Annotated in this window: 12 protein-coding genes; 10 read left to right on the forward strand and 2 right to left on the reverse strand. The window is 73.4% G+C overall.

Going from position 1 to position 17,082, the window contains the following annotated elements; genetic code table 11:
• Positions 1–39 precede the first annotated feature (39 nt).
• On the reverse strand, positions 40–1,632 hold the full coding sequence (locus ACFUK0_RS15510; RefSeq protein ID WP_380250231.1) for a cellulase family glycosylhydrolase: 1,593 nt from the start codon (positions 1,630–1,632) through the stop codon (positions 40–42).
• A 378-nt stretch (positions 1,633–2,010) separates the two neighbouring features.
• Here ACFUK0_RS15510 and ACFUK0_RS15515 point away from each other — a divergent pair, with 378 nt between their 5' ends.
• The 3 genes from ACFUK0_RS15515 (at position 2,011) to ACFUK0_RS15525 (ending at position 7,187) form a co-directional block, all read left to right on the forward strand.
• Positions 2,011–4,956 carry a glycoside hydrolase family 48 protein gene (locus tag ACFUK0_RS15515; RefSeq protein WP_380250233.1) on the forward strand — a complete coding sequence of 982 codons (2,946 nt, stop codon included), beginning with the start codon at positions 2,011–2,013 and terminating at the stop codon, positions 4,954–4,956.
• Between the two features lie 198 nt (positions 4,957–5,154).
• Positions 5,155–6,648 (forward strand): S8 family serine peptidase, encoded by a 1,494-nt coding sequence (locus ACFUK0_RS15520; protein WP_380250235.1) that lies wholly within the window; start codon positions 5,155–5,157, stop codon positions 6,646–6,648.
• A gap of 155 nt (positions 6,649–6,803) precedes the next feature.
• Positions 6,804–7,187, forward strand: coding sequence for a hypothetical protein (locus ACFUK0_RS15525; RefSeq protein ID WP_380250237.1), 384 nt, complete (start codon positions 6,804–6,806; stop codon positions 7,185–7,187).
• A gap of 25 nt (positions 7,188–7,212) precedes the next feature.
• On the opposite strand, the gene ACFUK0_RS15530 is transcribed toward ACFUK0_RS15525, so the two are convergent.
• A complete protein-coding gene (locus ACFUK0_RS15530; protein ID WP_380250239.1) occupies positions 7,213–8,106 on the reverse strand; it encodes a HipA family kinase in 894 nt (297 codons plus the stop codon).
• 172 nt (positions 8,107–8,278) lie between these two features.
• Between ACFUK0_RS15530 and ACFUK0_RS15535 the strand changes: the two genes are divergently transcribed.
• From ACFUK0_RS15535 to ACFUK0_RS15565, 7 genes are all read left to right on the forward strand, one after another.
• Positions 8,279–8,719, forward strand: a complete 441-nt coding sequence (locus ACFUK0_RS15535; protein ID WP_380250241.1) for an SRPBCC family protein — start codon at positions 8,279–8,281, stop codon at positions 8,717–8,719.
• Between the two features lie 153 nt (positions 8,720–8,872).
• Positions 8,873–10,036, forward strand: coding sequence for a glycosyltransferase (locus ACFUK0_RS15540; RefSeq protein WP_380250243.1), 1,164 nt, complete (start codon positions 8,873–8,875; stop codon positions 10,034–10,036).
• A 331-nt stretch (positions 10,037–10,367) separates the two neighbouring features.
• The gene (locus ACFUK0_RS15545; protein ID WP_380250245.1) at positions 10,368–11,891 is read left to right on the forward strand and encodes an exopolysaccharide biosynthesis polyprenyl glycosylphosphotransferase; all 1,524 of its coding nucleotides are present in this window, start codon (positions 10,368–10,370) and stop codon (positions 11,889–11,891) included.
• A gap of 4 nt (positions 11,892–11,895) precedes the next feature.
• Positions 11,896–13,257 carry an O-antigen ligase family protein gene (locus tag ACFUK0_RS15550; RefSeq protein WP_380250247.1) on the forward strand — a complete coding sequence of 454 codons (1,362 nt, stop codon included), beginning with the start codon at positions 11,896–11,898 and terminating at the stop codon, positions 13,255–13,257.
• A complete protein-coding gene (locus ACFUK0_RS15555; protein WP_380250249.1) occupies positions 13,254–15,014 on the forward strand; it encodes a lipid II flippase MurJ in 1,761 nt (586 codons plus the stop codon). The genes ACFUK0_RS15550 and ACFUK0_RS15555 overlap by 4 nt, the downstream gene beginning before the upstream one ends.
• Entirely contained in the window at positions 15,004–15,912 is a 909-nt protein-coding gene (locus ACFUK0_RS15560) for a polysaccharide deacetylase family protein (RefSeq protein WP_380250251.1), read from the forward strand. The genes ACFUK0_RS15555 and ACFUK0_RS15560 overlap by 11 nt, the downstream gene beginning before the upstream one ends.
• On the forward strand, positions 15,909–17,036 hold the full coding sequence (locus ACFUK0_RS15565; RefSeq protein ID WP_380250253.1) for a glycosyltransferase: 1,128 nt from the start codon (positions 15,909–15,911) through the stop codon (positions 17,034–17,036). Before ACFUK0_RS15560 ends, ACFUK0_RS15565 begins: the two co-directional genes overlap by 4 nt.
• Positions 17,037–17,082 lie beyond the last annotated feature (46 nt).

The raw sequence follows: 17,082 nt of genomic DNA on the forward strand, positions 1-17,082 counted from the left end.
GAGGACGACCGTCCTCCCGCCCCCGGGCCGCCGGGCGGGTCAGCCGATCGCGCGCAGGTGGTCGCGGTAGCCGGTGCCGAAGTTGGTCGGCGTGCCGTCGAAGTTGCTGATCAGGGACGGGCCGGAGCCGCAGTCCCAGGTGTTCCAGGTCCAGCCGAGGTAGGACAGCTTCTTGGCGTCCAGCCAGGACATCACCTGGTCGATGAAGCCGTGGGCGCAGTCGTTCTCGCCGATCTCGCCGGCCATCAGCGGCACCTGGGCGGCCACGGGGGACAGGGTGGAGTCGAAGCAGGCCACCGTGGAGCAGGTGTTGAAGTTGTACACGTGCCAGGCCGCGCCGAGGTTGCCGGTCGGGTCCACCGGCTTGTGGGCGAGCCACTGGCCGAGGTCGTTGGAGTAGGCGAGCCCGCCGAGCAGGATGACGTTCTTGGCGCCGGTCGCGCGGACGGTGTTGACCAGCGTCTGCATGCCGCTGACCGGGTAGGAGATGCCGGGGCAGGCGCTGCCGCCGTCACGCCAGCAGAGCCAGGCCTGGGCGACGGTGGACACGGCGCGGTCCGGGTAGGGCTCGTTGAACAGGTCGAAGACGATCGAGTTGTCGCTCTTGAAGGTGTCAGCGACGGAGGTCCAGAACGGGACGGCCTCGGCGCCGGGCATCGGCTTCTGGCAGGTGGCGTTCACGTCGGAGCAGCCTGCGGAGTTGCCGGTGTAGAGGCCGTGGCTCCAGTGCATCTCGACGATCGGGGTGATGCCGTTCGTGCGCAGGGCGTCGACCCAGCTCTTGATCGCGGCACGGTAGTTGGCGCCGCCGTACTCGGGCTTGACGTTGGACGCGCCGAGCCAGCAGTCCTCGTTGAGCGGGACGCGGACGGCGTTGACCTTCCAGCTCTTGATCGCCGCGATGGAGGCGGCGTCGACCGGGCCGTCGAAGAAGCCGTAGCCCTGGACGCACATGAACTCGGTCCCGGAGCGGTTGACCCCGTGCAGGGTCACGGTCTTGCCGGCGGCGTCGGCCAGGGTGTTGCCGACCACGTGCAGGGCGGGGGCGTTGCCGCTCGCGGTGGGTGTCGCGGTCGCGGTGGGCGTGGCGGTGGCCGTCGGCGACGCGGTCGCCGAGGGGCTTGCCGTCGCCGAGGGGCTGGCGCTGGCGGTCGGGCTGGCCGTGGCGGTCGGCGAGGCGGTGGCCGAGGGGCTGGCCGAAGGACTCGCGGCGGCGCCGGTGCAGCTCACGCCGTTGACGGCGAACGCGGTCGGGGCCGCGTTGGTGCCGCTGTAGGCGAAGTTGGCTCCGGCGCTGACCGAACCGCCGGGGTTGATGGTCCCGTTCCAGGACAGGTTGGTCACGGTGACGTTCTTGCCGGACTGTGCCCAGGTGCCGCTCCAGCCGCTGCCGGAGAGGGTCTGGTTGCCGGAGTACGCGTAGCTGAGCGTCCAGCCGTTGATCGCGGCGGTGCCCTTGTTGTTGACGGCGACGTTGGCGGTGAAGCCACTGCCCCAGTCGTTGGTGGTGTAGTCGACGGTGCAGGCGGTGGTGGCGGCCGCGGCGCTGCCGGGGCCGATCAGGGTGAGCGTGGCGGCGGCGGCCGCGGCCAGCGCGGACCCCATCGCCAGGGCTTTTCTACGGACGGACATGGGTGGCTCCTAGCGGGGGAAGATCGCGTCATTTCATGGGCGCGCTCCCACAGGCCCGACAGGGAAGATAGCGACCGACGCCTGTCATGACAATGCGTCATGCCGTATGACTTCGGGTTTAGCCGTCCAACAGGGAAGTCTTGGGTGTTCTCGCGCACCCCCTTGACACCTCCCGTAACCGGTCCGATTCTTGGGAGCGCTCCCACAGTGCCGGGTCCGATCCCACTCGGAACGACCCGCAGTCCCCCACCGCTCCACCCAAGGTCTCGTGAGCAGAGTGCCTGTTCCGCAGGCTGCGGTGCTCGCGAAAGCAAGGCAAGGACAGCAAGGACAGCAAGGCAAGGACAAGCAAGGCAAGGACCCGCTTCCCCCCACCTCATGGAGCTCGTCTTGTCACCTCCCACCCTGCACTCCCGCACGCCCGGAAGGCGTCTCACCGGTTCCCTCGGTGTCTCGCTCGCCCTGCTCGCCACGGGCCTGACCACCGCCGTCGGCACACCGGCCTCGGCTGCCGCCCTCCAGTGCACCGTCGACTACACCACCAACGACTGGGGCAGTGGCTTCACCGCCAACGTCGCCGTCAACAACAAGGGCACCGCCGCGATCAACGGCTGGACGCTCAGCTACGCGTACTCCGGCAACCAGACCCTCTCCGGCAGCGGCTGGAGCGGCACCTGGGCACAGTCCGGCAAGAACGTCACCGTGACCAACCTGTCCTGGAACGGGACCATCAACCCCGGCGGTTCGGTCAGCGCCGGAGCCAACTTCGCCTACAGCGGCACCAACGCGGCCCCGACCGCGTTCGCCGTCAACGGCGTGAGCTGCACCGGCGCCCACGCGGCGCCCGTCACCACGCTCACCAGCCCGGCCCCCGGGTCGAGTTACGCCGCCGGCGCGAGCGTGCCGATCGCCGCGACCGCCTCGGCGTCCGACGGTGCGACCATCAGCAAGGTGGAGTTCTACGACAACACCACCCTGCTGGGCACCGACACCACGGCTCCGTACAGCTTCACCTGGACGGGGGCGGCCGCCGGCAGCCACTCGGTCTACGCGAAGTCGTACGACAGCACGGGTGCGACCGGGGAGTCCGCCCCGGCGGGCATCACGGTGGCGGCCGGTCCGGCCATCTCGGCCGTTCCCACGGCGGTCTCGGTGGCGCAGGGCAAGACCGGGACCTTCGCGCTGAAGCTCTCGGCGCAGCCGACGGCGAACGTCACCGTCACCACCGCCCGCACCTCCGGCAACACCGGCCTGTCCGTCACCGGTGGCGCGAGCCTGACCTTCACCCCGGCCAACTGGGCGACCGCGCAGACCGTCACGCTGACCGCCGACGCGGCCGGCACCGGTGCGGCGACCTTCACCTCGACCGCGCCCGGGTACACCTCCTCGGCCGTCACGGTGACCGAACTGGCCGCCGCCAGCGGGGTCTACAACGACCGGTTCCTGCAGCTGTACAACAAGATCAAGGACCCGGCGAACGGCTACTTCTCACCCGAGGGCATCCCCTACCACTCGGTGGAGACGCTGCTCGTCGAGGCGCCGGACCAGGGCCACGAGACGACCTCGGAGGCGTACAGCTACCTGCTCTGGCTGGAGGCCCAGTACGGCCGGGTCACCAAGGACTGGACGAAGTTCAACTCGGCGTGGACGCTCATGGAAACGTACATGATCCCCACCCACGCCGATCAGCCCACCAACAGCTTCTACAACGCGTCGAAGCCCGCCACCTACGCCCCCGAGCGCCCGCTGCCGAGCGACTACCCCGCTCAGCTGGACACCTCGGTGACGGCTGGTCAGGACCCGATCGCGGCCGAACTGACCAGTACCTACGGCACCAGTGACATCTACGGCATGCACTGGCTGCAGGACGTCGACAATGTGTACGGCTACGGCAACTCGCCCGGCAAGTGCGAGGCGGGGCCGACCGACACCGGCCCGTCGTACATCAACACCTACCAGCGCGGTGCGCAGGAGTCGGTGTGGGAGACCATCCCGCAGCCGACCTGCGACAAGTTCGCCTACGGTGGCAAGAACGGCTACCTGGACCTGTTCGTGAAGGACACCTCGTACGCCAAGCAGTGGAAGTACACCGACGCGCCGGACGCCGATGCCCGTGCCATCCAGGCCGCCTACTGGGCGGACACCTGGGCCAAGGCGCAGGGCAACGGTGCCACCGTGGCGACCACCGTCGCCAAGGCCGGCAAGATGGGTGACTACCTGCGCTACGCCATGTACGACAAGTACTTCAAGAAGATCGGCAACTGCACCGGGCCGAGCACCTGCGCGGCGGGCTCCGGCAAGGACTCCTCGCACTACCTGCTCTCCTGGTACTACGCCTGGGGCGGTGCGAGCGACACCAGTGCCGGCTGGTCCTGGCGGATCGGCGACAGTGCCGCGCACGGCGGCTACCAGAACCCGATGGCGGCCTACGCCCTGGTGAACGACGCGGCGCTGGCGCCCAAGTCGGCCACCGGCAAGACGGACTGGACGACCAGCCTGGGCCGGCAGATGGAGTTCATCCAGTGGCTGCAGTCCAGCGAGGGCGCCATCTCCGGTGGTGCGACCAACAGCTGGGAGGGCAGCTACGCCACCCCGCCGACCGGTACGCCGACTTTCTACGGGATGTACTACGACGAGGCGCCGGTCTACCACGACCCGCCGAGCAACCAGTGGTTCGGCTTCCAGGCCTGGGGCATGGAGCGGGTCGCGGAGTACTACTACGCGAGCGGTGACGCCAAGGCCAAGGCCGTGCTGGACAAGTGGGTGACCTGGGCGCTGTCCAAGACCACCTTCAGTGCGGACGGCAGCTACCAGATCCCGTCCACGCTCGCCTGGACCGGCAAGCCCGACACCTGGAACGCGACCACGCCGGGCGCCAACACCGGCCTGCACGTGAACGTGGTCGACTACACCAAGGACGTCGGCGTGGCGGGTTCGTACGCCAAGCTGCTCTCCTACTACGCGGCGAAGTCCGGCAACACGGCGGCGAAGACGGCCGCGCAGAAGCTGCTGGACGGTATGTGGACCAACAGTCAGGACGCCCTGGGCATCGCGATTCCCGAGACCCGGACGGACTACAGCCGCTTCAACGACTCACTCTCGGTGCCGTCCGGCTGGACGGGCACGATGCCGAACGGTGACGCGGTCAACTCCTCGTCGACCTTCCTCTCGATCCGGTCCTGGTACAAGGCCGACCCGTCCTTCGCCAAGGTGCAGACGTACCTGAACGGCGGGGCCGCTCCGACCTTCACCTACCACCGGTTCTGGGCGCAGGCGGACATCGCGACCGCGATGGCCACCTACGGGGAGCTGTTCAACGCCTGACCGTACCTCCGCAGGACCCACCAATAGCTGGGCGCACGGTCCGACCGACACGGACCGTGCGCCCTTCCTGCGTGGCCGAATTGTGCTGACCGTGTGTCGACCTCTTGCGGAATGCGACACCTGTTCACTAGCGTCCCGATCATTCCCATGGACCTGCCAACCCGTAGGTCCATCTGAAACTCGGGAGGGTCAACCCCTATGAGAGTTCCTCGGATACGCCGGACCCGGACGGCCGTGGTGGCACTCACCCTCGCCACCGCAGGCGCACTCGCGCTGCCGGCCGGTACCGCCGTCGCGGCCGCCCCGGCCGCCGCGGGTACGACCGGACCACTGCTCAGCTACGTGGTCAACACCAAGGCCAACCACGGCCAGGTGCAGAAGGTCGAGCGCGCGATCACGGCCCTCGGCGGCACCGTGGTGTACTCGTACGAACAGATCGGCGTCGTCATCGCCCGGTCCGACGACCCGCAGTTCGCGGCCGGTCTGCGGACGGCCAAGGGTGTCGACTCGGTCGGGGCCAGCCGCACCGCGGGCATCGTCCAGAGCGACGTCGAGACCACCGTCGCCGCCGCCGCGCCCGCCGCCGCCCCGGCGGACGGCAGCGAGCCGCTGGAGGCCAACCAGTGGGACATGCGGCAGATCGGCGTGGACAAGGCCCACGAGCTGTCGCTCGGCAGCCGCGACGTCACCGTCGGCGTGCTGGACTCCGGCATCGAGGCCACCCACGAGGACCTCGCGGCCAACGTGGACGCCTCGCAGTCGGTCTCCTGCATCGACGGCGGGCGGCCGAACACCGACTGGAACGCCTGGCAGCCCACCGCCAGCGACCACGGCACGCACGTCGCGGGCACCATCGCCGCCGCCAAGAACGGCAAGGGCATCGTGGGCATCGCCCCGAACGTCCGGCTCGCCGCCGTCAAGGTCGTCGACGACGGCGGCTTCATCTACCCCGAGTACGCGGTCTGCGGCTTCGTCTGGGCCGGTGAGCACCACTTCAAGGTGACCAACAACAGCTACTACATCGACCCGTGGCTGTTCAACTGCAAGAACGACGCCGACCAGGCGGCCGTGATCACCGCCGTCCGCCGCGCGGTGGCGTTCTCGCAGCGCAACGGTGTGCTGAACGTCGCGGCGGCGGGCAACGAGAACATCGACCTCGCCCACAAGAGCGTCGACACCTCCAGCCCCGACGACACCACGCCGGGCACCCGCCCGGTCGACGCGGACTGCCCCTCGCTGCCGACCGAGCTGCCCGGCGTCGTCGTCACCACCTCGGTGGGCGTCAACGGCGACAAGTCGTACTACTCCAGCTACGGCAAGGGCGTGGCCACGGTGGCCGCCCCCGGCGGTGACTCCCGCTACCAGATCCCGGCGACACCGGACAGGAACGGCCGGGTGCTCTCCACCGTCACCGGTGGCGGGTACGGCTACAAGCAGGGCACCTCGATGGCCTCCCCGCACACCACCGGCGTGGTCGCGCTGCTGGCGAGCACCCACCCGTGGGCGGACCCGGAGGAGCTGACCGAGCTGCTGCTCGACCAGGCCGAGTCGCACGCCTGCCCGTCCGCCCCGTACAACCCGGGCGGCGCCGGTGCGTGGACGGCGACCTGCGAGGGCGGCGAGAACGACAACGGCTTCTACGGCGCCGGCATCGTCAACGCCCAGAAGGCCGTGCAGTGGTGGCGCGGCTGACCGGCTGACCCGCCGTACCCGTGACGTGGGGACATCGCCTCGGGCGGTGTCCCCACGGTGCGTCATACCGGCGCGGATGAGTAGCCGTACTCATGCCGGGTGCCCCGGCGGCGGGCCACCATGGGGGCCGAGCGTACGAGCGGCGGAGGCGGCACATGACGGCACCGACCCGGACGGGGCAGCAGCCCTCCGGACCAGCACCCGTCCCGCGGGCGGGTGACCGGGCCCGCGGGCTCTGGCTGGTAACCGGCTTCGCCTGTCTGCTGGGCGCGGTGGCGATGCTGGTGCCGACGGTCATCGCGGTGCTGGTCAGTGCGGCCTTCATGGCCGGCGACGGCTCCGGCGTCCTGGACGTCCTCGGCCTGCTCCTGCTGCCGGCGGCCGGCCCGGCGGCCGGTCTCGCGCTGGTGGCGGTGGCGCTCGCGGTGCCGGACGTCCGCCGGGCGAACCGGGCCGCGCTGTTCGCGCTGTTCGCCGCGGGACTGCTCTGCGGCACGGCGGTCGAGTGGTTCGGCTGGATCCGGCCGGCCGTGCTCTGAGCCCGGAGCCGGCCGGCGGGCCGGGTCAGTCGAAATGCGCGCGCCCGTCGAACTCCACGGCGGGCTTCCCGTGCAGGTCCGGGACCTGCTGGAGCCAGGCGGGCCGCCCGGCCAGCGAGGCCGCCGCTCGCCGGGCCTCGGCCTCGCGCCGCTCCTCGGGGGTGGCGAAGCCGTCCGGCAGCCAGCCGGCCGAGTCGGCGGCGCGGGCGGCCAGGTGCCGGACGTACGCCTCGCGCAGTTCGGCGGGCGAGGCGAAGCCCGGCTCGTCGGCCAGCCACTCGTCCGGCACCAGGCCGACCACCTCGCGCAGCAGCTCCTCGCCGACCAGGGGCGCGAGCTCGGCGTCGGCGAGCCGCACATCGGGCCGGTAGCCGCCGAGAGCGTGGTTGCTGAGGTCGTAGCGGCGGCCGACCGCGGCGCCGGCGCCCGACCAGCGGTGGTGGAAGACGAGCGCGGCGCCGTTGTCGATCAGCCAGAGCCGGCCGTGCCAGGTCATCAGGTTCGGATTGTGGACGGTGCGGTCGACGTTGGCGGTCAGGGCGTCCAGCCAGACGATCCGCCCGGCCTCTGCCGGGTCGACGTCGATCATGCCGGGCTTGAAGTCGAGGGCGCCGGGGAGGTAGTCCATCCCCAGGTTGAGGCCGCCGCTGGCACGCAGGATGTCCTGGATCTCCGGGTCCGGTTCGTGCGCGGCCACCGCCGGGTCGAAGTCGACCAGCACCAGCGGGGGCACCCGCAGCCCGAGCCGCCGGGCCAGCTCGCCGACGATCACCTCGGCCACCAGCGCCTTGCGCCCCTGCGCGGCACCGGTGAACTTCACCACGTAGGTGCCCAGGTCGTCGGTCTCCACGACGCCGGGTACGGATCCGCCCGCGCGCAGCGGGTCGACATAGCGGACTGCGGTCACCTGATCGAGCACACCGGCCAGCCTAGACCCTCCGCTGATCAGCGCGGGTGAGCGGAATGTCCTCCGGCGGCCGGCCAGGCCTGCGGGCGGGCGCCGCCGCAGCTCGCGGGTCGGGTTTGGCGGCCGGACGCGCCGGTGGTTGGCTTGTGGGGACAACCGGAGCCAAGTCGAGGAGTGCAAGGCCATGGGACAGGTGTACGCCACCACCGAGCGGGTCTACGAGGCGTCCCCCGAGCGGGTGTACGAGGCGCTCGCCGACTACGAGGTGACCCGCCCGAAGCTGCTGCCCGCGCAGTACAGCGAGTACGAGGTGCGGGCGGGCGGCACCGGCGCGGGCACCCAGGTGCACTGGCGGCTGCAGGCCACCGAGAAGCGGGTCCGGGACTGCCTGTTCACCGTCTCGGCGCCGAGCCCGGAGAAGCTCGTGGAGACCGACGCGAACTCCAGCATGGTGATCACCTGGACGGTCTCGGCCGTCGGCGAGGGCAGCACCCGGGTGACCGTCGAGACCACCTGGAAGGGGGCCGGCGGCATCGGCGGCTTCTTCGAGCGGACGTTCGCGCCGAAGGGCCTCAACCGGATCCACGACGAGGTGCTGGCCGGCCTGGCCAAGGCGATCGGCTGACGGTACTTCAGGCCAACCGCCGCGGCGGGTAAGCCCGTTCGATCGGGTCGGACACCCGTGCGGCCGATCGTGCCGTACGGGTGGACGCTGCCACGGGGGAGTGGCGGCGGCCTGCCGGCGGGGTGGCCGGAGCCTAGGCTCGCCGCCGTGCCCATGACGATCCTTCACATCGCCCAGCCCGTCGACGGCGGCGTGGCCCGGGTGCTCGTCGACCTGGTCCGCGGCCAGCAGGAGGCGGGCCACCGGGTGCTGGTGGCCTGCCCACGGGGAGGCAGGCTGGCGGACGGCGCGGCCGCCGCCGGCGCCCTCGTCCAGGACTGGCCGGCCCGGCGGTCGCCCGGCCCGGCGACCGCCGCCGAGGTGTGGCGGCTGCGCCGGATCGTCCGGGGCGCCGCACCGGACGTGCTCCACCTGCACAGTGCCAAGGCCGGGCTGGCCGGCCGGCTGGCCGTGCGCGGCGCCGTGCCGACCGTGTTCCAGCCGCACGCCTGGTCGTTCGCCGCGGTCGAGGGCCCGGTGGCCGCGGCGACCCTGCGCTGGGAGCGGTACGCGGCCCGCTGGGCGGCCCGGGTGCTCTGTGTCAGCGATCAGGAGCGGCAGGACGGCGAGGCGGCCGGCGTCCGTGCCGCCTGGGCGGTCGTCCCGAACGGGGTGGACACCGCCCACTACGCGCCCGCCGAGCGGCGCGCGGCCCGGATGTCGCTCGGGCTGGACCTGGAGGCGCCGCTCGCGGTCTGCGTCGGCCGGCTCTGCCGGCAGAAGGGCCAGGACGTCTTGCTGGCGGCCTGGCCCGAGGTGCTGCGGCGGGTGCCCGCGGCCCGCCTCGCGCTGGTCGGCGGCGGCCCGGACGAGGCCGTGATCGCTTCGACCGTACGGGAGTTGGCCGCGCCGTCCGGGGTGCGGCTGGCGGGGGACGTGCCGGACCCGCGGCCCTGGCTGGCGGCGGCCGACCTGGTGGTGCTGCCGTCGCGCTGGGAGGGGATGGCGCTCGCGCCGCTGGAGGCGATGGCGTCCGGGCGGCCCGTGCTGCTGACCGACGTGCCGGGTGCCCGGGAGTGCCTGCCGCCGCAGGAGCGGGTGCGCGGGGTGGTGCCGGCCGGGGACCCGGCGGCGCTCGCCGTCGGGATGGCGCGGGCCCTGGCAGATCCGATCGAATGCGAACGGCGCGGATCGGTCGCGCGTGATCATCTGGAGCGCTGCCACGACGTGCGCGCCGTGGTCGAGCAGGTCGACGAGCTGTACCGGACTGTTGTGCGGACGGGCCGGGCGCCGGCGGCAGCCGGGCGCGGGGACGGCCGTGTCCCGGGGCGGATCTGATCGTTTTACCAGCCGTGAATGCTCGCTGCCAGGGTGCTGCCGTATTCGCACCTCAACCGAATAGGACGAGGCGTCAAGTCGGAAATTCCTATTAATGGGCGGGTGGAATGAAGTGGCACGTCAACTTCCGGGAAACAAGCCAGCGTTCGGTACTGTCTGAATTTGCCTGCTTCGTTTCCTTTCGCCACGACATTCTGCGAGAAATGCCGGAAGTCGTTCGCGGCAGCAGGTACTACCCGGACCGCGCCCAGCGTGCCGGGAGCGCGGCGCCAGGCCATTCGGCGCCGCACTCCCGACGACACGGGCACACAACAGGGGAGTTCGTGCGCTGATGAGCATTGACCACGAGAGCGTGCCGAGGGCGGGCCGGCCGCTGCCCGGCGGCCGCCGGCCCGCCACCGGAGTCCTGGACCGGCCCGCCGCCGCGCAGGCCCGCTGCGCACCGGCGATCGGCCGCCACCGCCGCCCGTTCCGCTCCCGACTCGCCCTGCCGGCCGGTCTGGTCACCGTCGACGTCCTCGCGCTGGGCGGCGCGACGCTGCTCAGCACCACCACCCTGGGCACCGCCGGCCGCGCCCACCCGCTGCTCGGCATCGCCACCCTGCTGCCGCTGCTGCTCGCGCTCAACCTCGCCGGCGGCCTCTACCGCACCCGGCTCACCCTCTCCGTCCTCGACGAACTCCCGGCCCTGACCGCCCGGTCCGTCGTCGCCACCGCCTTCGCCGTCACCCTGGCGGGCTGCCTCGACGGCCACTGGCCGGGCCGCGGCACCGCCACCCCGCTGCGGCTGCTCACCCTGCTCGCCGTCTTCCTGCTGCTCGACACCCTGGGCCGCGCCCTCGCCTACCGCCTGGTCCGCCGGGCCCGCCGCCGGCGCCCCAGCCCCGTGCTGCTGCTCGGCGCCGGCCAGCTGGGCCAGCGCGTCGCCGCCGCCCTCACCGAGCGCCGCGAGTACGGCCTGCGGCCGGTCGGCTTCCTCGACCCCGACCCGGTGCTGCTGGCCGGCAGCACCGGGCTGCCCGTCCTCGGCGGCCGCGAGGTGCTGGAGCGGGAAGTCCGCCGCCACCGCGTGCACCACGTCGTCGCCACCGAGGGCGCGGCCGACGAGGGCGAGACCGCGGCCGCGCTGCGCGACGCCGCCCGCCTCGGCTGCCAGGTCTGGCTGGTCCCCGCGCTGCGCGAGTACGGCTCCGTCGAGGCCGGCCCCGGCCGGCGCGGCGGCGACCACCTCTGGGGCTACCCCTGCCTGCGGATCGGCCGCCCCGCGATGCGCCGCCCCGGCTGGCCCGCCAAGCGCGCCCTGGACATCACCGCCGCCGCCCTCGGCCTGCTCGCCCTCGCCCCGGTGCTCGCCGCCTGCGCGCTCGCCGTCCGCTTCGACACCGGCCCGGGCGTGCTGTTCCGCCAGCAGCGCACCGGGCTCGACGGCAAGGCCTTCACCCTGCTCAAGTTCCGCACCCTGCGGCCCAACAACGAGCACGAGTCGGCGACCCGCTGGAACATCTCGCAGGACCACCGGATGGGCGCCGTCGGCCGGCTGATGCGCCGCAGCTCGCTCGACGAACTGCCGCAGCTGTGGAACATCCTGCGCGGCGACATGAGCCTGGTCGGGCCCCGCCCCGAGCGCCCGTACTTCGTGATGCGCTTCGGCCAGGCCTACCCCGAGTACGCCGACCGGCACCGCGTCCCGGTCGGCCTGACCGGCCTCGCCCAGGCCAACGGCCTGCGCGGGGACACCTCCATCGAGGACCGCGCCCGCTTCGACAACCGCTACATCGAGAGCTGGAGCCTCTGGCAGGACGTCAAGCTCCTGCTCCGCACCGCCGCCCTGATGCTCCACCCGGACGGAAGCTGACGCCGTGGCCCTCACCCTTCCCGCCGCCGCCCGTCCGGCCCCGGCCTTACAGCGGGCCGGGGCGCTGCTGGCAGCCCGGCCCAGCCTGCTCGCCGCCGCCACCGTGCTGCTGGTGTGCGTACCGACCGGCGAGAAGGACGTCGCCGCCGCCGTCCACATCACCCCCGCCGACCTCGCCTCGCTCGCCCTGGTCGCCCTCACCGCGCTCGACCTGCTGCGCGGCCGCACCCCCGTCCTGAGCCGGACGGTCTGTTCGATCTTCGCCGCCGTCGTGTTCGCCGCCGCCGTCGCCACCGTCGGCTCGATCGACCCGGCGGCCAGCCTGACCGGCTTCGTCCGGCTGAGCCAGGTCTTCGTCCTCGTCCCCGCCGCCGTGCTCTGCTCACTGCGGGACGAGACCGACCGGCGGCTGATCCTCGGCTCCTTCGTCGCGGCCGCGCTGCTCCAGGGCGTGGTCGGCGCCGACCAGTACCTGACCCGCACCGGCGCCTCCTACACCGGTCAGCCGATCAGGGCGGTCGGCACCTTCGGCGCGCTGGACATCATGGCGATGTCCAGCGTGGTGAGCTACGGCCTGCTCAGCGCGCTGGCGCTGGCCCTGGCCGAGCGCCGCCCCGGCGGCAGCCGGCGGCTGCGCCGGGCGATGTACGCGGCGGCCGCCTTCCTGGTGTTCCCGCTGGCGGTCTCCTTCAGCCGGGGCAGCTGGATCGCCACCGGCATCGCGGCCGCCGTCCTGCTGCTGCGCGCGGACGCCCGGCTGGCCGTCCGCAGCGCGCTGGTGACGGCCGCCGCCGCCGTGGTCCTGATCGGCGGCCTCGGCCTGGGGGCCTCCGGCGTGACGGCCCGGCTGACCAGCATCGGCTCCGTCTCGGCGGCTCCCGACCACTCGGTGAGCGACCGCTACGACCTGTGGTCCACCGCGCGGCAGATCTGGCAGGACCACCCGGCGACCGGCGCCGGCCCCAAGGCCTTCCAGCAACTACGCGACAGTCACGCCCCGTTGAGGCTCTCCTCGGGCAGCGACGCGGAGGACGCGGGCCTCAAGTTCCAGCGCGAACCGCTGCTCTCCCCGCACAACATGTACCTCCTGGTGCTCAGCGAGCAGGGCCTGATCGGGATGGTCGCCTACGCGGCGCTCTTCCTCGGCCTGCTGCTGGGCTGCCTGCGACGGGCAAGCGGCGCCGGGGCGGCCGCCCTCGCGCTGCTCGTCTGGGTGATGGTCGACTTCCTGTACGCGGACATCGGCGGCACCACCACGGTGCTGACCTCCGTCGTCCTGGGCCTCGCCGCCCGCACCGCGCTGCCCGCCCGCACGGACCTGCCCGCCGGTCCGCCGGCCGAACCGGCCGGGGCGGCCCGGAGATGAGTACCGAACAGCCCGCCCGCACCGCCCCGCCACCGCTCCCGGCCGCCCGCACCGCCCCGGACGCCCCGCCGGGGGCCGACCCCGCACCCGGCACGGAGCCACCGCCCGGCCGGCCCCGGCGCGGCTTCATGGCCAAGGCGTTCGGGGTCACCGCGCTGCTCAGCGCGGCCGGTTCGGCCCTCGGGCTGTTCCGCGACCTGCTGCTCGCCCGCTACTTCGGCGCCAACCAGGGCACCGACGCCTTCCTGGTCGCCTGGACGGTGCCCGAGACGGCGGCGCCGCTGCTGATCGAGGACGCGATGGCCTTCCTGATGGTGCCCGCCTTCAGCCTGGCCCTCGTCCTGCGCGAGGAGGACCCGGACGGACCCGACCCGGTACGGCAGTTGGTGCGCGCCACGATGCCCTGGCTGCTGGCCGCGCTGTGCGCGCTGTCGCTCGGCGCCGCGCTCGGCGCCCCCCAGCTGGTCGAGCTGCTGGCCCCCGGGCTGCCCGACCCGGGCCTCGCCGTCACCTGCACCCGGATCACCGCGCTCACCATCCTGCCCTTCGGTGTGGCCGGCTACCTCGGCTCCGCGCTGCGCGCGCACCACGACTTCACCGCCCCGGCGGGCATCTACGTCGTCTACAACCTCGGCATCCTGGCCGTGCTGCTGAGCGCGAACGCGGTCTGGGGCGTCCGCTCGGCCGCCGTCGGCGTCGCGGTCGGCAGCCTGCTGATGGCCGCCCTGCTGGCCGGCCCGTTCGCCCGCCGGCTGCGCGCCGGCCGGCCCGCCCGGCGCCCGGCTGCGGGCAGCCCGGCGGCCGGCCGCCGGCTGGTGCTGATCCCGCTCGCGATACTCCCCGTCGCGGTCTTCACCCTCACCCGCCAGGCGCAGGTCTTCATCGAGCGCTACCTCGGCTCCGGCCTGCCGCCCGGCACCATCTCGCACCTCAACTACGCCGCCAAGGTGTCCCAACTGGCCATGACGGCGGCCATCCTGATCTGTACGGTGACCTTCCCGCTGGTGGCCAGGGCGCTCGCGGCGGGCGACCTCGTCACGGCCAGGAACCGGGTGGAGAAGGACCTCGGCCAGGCCGCCGCCGTCGTCCTGGTCGGCACCGCGTTCCTGATGGCCTGCGCGCCCTCGGTGGTCGCGCTGCTCTTCGAACGCGGCGCCTTCGGAGCGCAGGACACCGCCGCCACCGCCGCCGTGATCCGGGTCTACAGCGTCGGCCTGCCGGCCCAGGCGCTGATCGGCGTGATGGTCCGCCCGTACTTCTCGGTCCGCCCGGTGGTCCGCCGGGCGGACGACCCGGGGGCGGACGGCGGCGGCCGCAGCCTGCTCGACTGGTACCCCGCCGCCGCGATGGTGCTCGGTCTGGGCGTCACGATCGCCGTCGGACTGCTCGCCACCCCCGGCTACGGCGCCCTCGGCCTCGCCGCGGGCAACGCGGCCGGCATCACCACGACCGCCGCCCTGCTGCTGCGCGGGCTGCTGCTGCGCGGCATCGCGGTCCGGGTGCCGAAGGTGCTCGGCGGCCAGGCCCGGCTGCTCGCCGCCGCCGTCGGCGCGGCGGGCGCCGGCGCCTTCACGGCCGGGCTGCCGGCCGACCCCCTGCTCTCGACGCTGCTCGGGGGCGTCACCGTGGCGCTGGTCTTCGCCGCGCTCGGCGCGGGCCTCGGCGCCGCCGAGGTGCGGGGTCCCGTTCTCTCCGTCGTCCGGGCACTGTGCCCGCCAACCGTCGCCGATGAAGGGAAGCTGCCCCATGGACGCTGAACGGGGCCCTGTCCGCTCGGTCCTGTCAGGTGCGCGCCGTCGCTCCGCCGCCGCACCGCAGGCCGTACCGGACGGCCGGAGCCCGAGCCCGGCCCGCCGGCCGCTGCCCTACCCGCGGCGGCCCGTGGCGGCCGAGCCGTGGGACGGCCCGCCGACGGCGCCGTGGATCCTGATGTACCACTCGGTCGCCGTCGAGGAGGAGGATCCGTACCTGCTCACGGTCAGCCCCGAACGCTTCGCCGAACAGATGGACTGGCTGCACCGGCGCGGCCGGCGCGGCGTCTCCACCCGGGAGCTGATGCGGGCCGAGGCCGCGGGCCGGGCCGAGCGGCTGGTCGGCCTCACCTTCGACGACGGCTACGCCGACTTCGCGCGGCACGCCGTCCCGATCCTGCAGCACTACGGCTTCACCGCCACCGCCTACGTGGTCGCCGACCTGCTCGGCCGGGACAACGACTGGGACACCGAGGGCCCCCGCAAGAAGCTGCTGACCGTCCGCGAGGTCTCCGAACTGGCCGCCGCCGGCTGGGAGATCGGCTCGCACGGCCTCGGCCACCAGGCCCTGCCCGGCCTGCCCGCCGACCTGCTCGCCACCCAGACCCGGGAGAGCCGCCGGGCCCTGGAGGACGTCGTCGGCGGCCCGGTCACCGGCTTCTGCTACCCGTACGGCGCCGTCGACCTGCCCGCCGCCCTCGCCGTCCGCGACGCCGGCTACGACCACGCCTGCGCGATCGCGCACTCCCCGCTGACCGGCCGCTACGCCCTGCCGCGCTGCTACGTCGGCGACCGGGACGGCAGCTGGCGGCTGCGCGCCAAGCGCGGCCGGCACCGCCTGCGCGACACCGTCACCGAACTGCGCCGCAGCATGCCGGCCGCCCGCCGGTGGTCGTCCCGATGAGGGTGCTGCACATCGTCACCGGCCTGGCCTCCGGCGGGGCGGAACGCCAACTCCTCCTGACGGTACGGAACCTGCCCGCGCACCAGCACTGCGAGGTGGTCGCGCTGACCAACCCGGGCACGGTCGCCGCCGCCCTGCGGGCGGAGGGCGTCACCGTCCACGACCTCGCGATGCGCGGCAACCGCGACCTCGGCGCACTGCCCCGGCTGGTCCGGCTGATCCGGGCCGGCGGCTTCGACCTGGTGCACACCCACCTGTACCGGGCCGGGCTGTACGGCCGGCTGGCGGCCCGGCTGGCCGGGGTCCGCGCGGTGGTCGCCACCGAGCACTCGCTGCACCCCGGCGTGATCGAGGGCCGCCCGGTGACGGCCGGCGTCAAGGGCCTGTACCTGGCCGCCGAACGCCTCGGCCGCAGCACCGTCGCCGTCTCCCGGCAGGTGGAACGCACCCTGCACGACTGGGGGGTGCCGCCGGGCCGGGTGGAGCTGATCCCGAACGGCATCGACGCGGCCCGCTACAGCTGGCCGCCCGCCCGGCGGGCCGGGATCCGCGACCGGGTGCGGGCCGAACTCGGCCTGCCGCAGGACGGCTGGGTGATCGGCGCCGTGGGCCGGCTGGTGCCGGGCAAGCGTTTCGACGTCCTGCTGGACGCGCTGCGCGAGCTGGACGGTCCGGCGGGCACGCGGCCCTGGCTCGTGGTGATCGGCGACGGCCCCGAGCGGGCCGCCCTGGAGCGCCGGGCCGAGCGGCTGGGCGTCCGCGCCCGGCTGGTGCTCACCGGGGAGCGCGACGACGTACCCGAACTGCTCACCGCGCTGGACGTGCTGGCCGCCCCGTCGACCGAGGAGACCTTCGGCCTGGGGGTGCTGGAGGGGCTGGCCGCGGGCCTGCCCGTCCGGTACAGCGCCTGCCCGGCCCTGGAGGAACTGCCGGCCGACGCCGCGCCCGGCGCCCGCCGGGTTCCCTCGGACGCCCGGTCCTACGCGGCGGCCCTGTCCGACCTGTACGGGTGGCGCGGCGGCGGTCCGGCCGCCCAGCCGCCCGCCGTCGCCCGCTACGACATCGCCCGGGCGGCCGCCTGCCTGGGTGCCCTCTACGACCGCCTGGTGCCCGCGCGGCGCTGAGCGCCCGTACCCGGCTGTACCGCCCCGAAGTCCTACCGAGGAGATC

It is taken from the genome of Kitasatospora sp. NPDC057223, assembly GCF_042669755.1.
Lineage (GTDB): Bacteria > Actinomycetota > Actinomycetes > Streptomycetales > Streptomycetaceae > Kitasatospora.

Bases quoted from the DNA above. Each gene is read 5' to 3' on its own strand.
- ACFUK0_RS15510 (WP_380250231.1), bottom strand. From the start codon at position 1,632: ATGTCCGTCCGTAGAAAAGCCCTGGCGATGGGGTCCGCGCTGGCCGCG.
- ACFUK0_RS15515 (WP_380250233.1), top strand. From the start codon at position 2,011: ATGGAGCTCGTCTTGTCACCTCCCACCCTGCACTCCCGCACGCCCGGA.
- ACFUK0_RS15520 (WP_380250235.1), top strand. From the start codon at position 5,155: ATGAGAGTTCCTCGGATACGCCGGACCCGGACGGCCGTGGTGGCACTC.
- ACFUK0_RS15525 (WP_380250237.1), top strand. From the start codon at position 6,804: ATGACGGCACCGACCCGGACGGGGCAGCAGCCCTCCGGACCAGCACCC.
- ACFUK0_RS15535 (WP_380250241.1), top strand. From the start codon at position 8,279: ATGGGACAGGTGTACGCCACCACCGAGCGGGTCTACGAGGCGTCCCCC.
- ACFUK0_RS15540 (WP_380250243.1), top strand. From the start codon at position 8,873: ATGACGATCCTTCACATCGCCCAGCCCGTCGACGGCGGCGTGGCCCGG.
- ACFUK0_RS15545 (WP_380250245.1), top strand. From the start codon at position 10,368: ATGAGCATTGACCACGAGAGCGTGCCGAGGGCGGGCCGGCCGCTGCCC.
- ACFUK0_RS15555 (WP_380250249.1), top strand. From the start codon at position 13,254: ATGAGTACCGAACAGCCCGCCCGCACCGCCCCGCCACCGCTCCCGGCC.
- ACFUK0_RS15560 (WP_380250251.1), top strand. From the start codon at position 15,004: ATGGACGCTGAACGGGGCCCTGTCCGCTCGGTCCTGTCAGGTGCGCGC.
- ACFUK0_RS15565 (WP_380250253.1), top strand. From the start codon at position 15,909: ATGAGGGTGCTGCACATCGTCACCGGCCTGGCCTCCGGCGGGGCGGAA.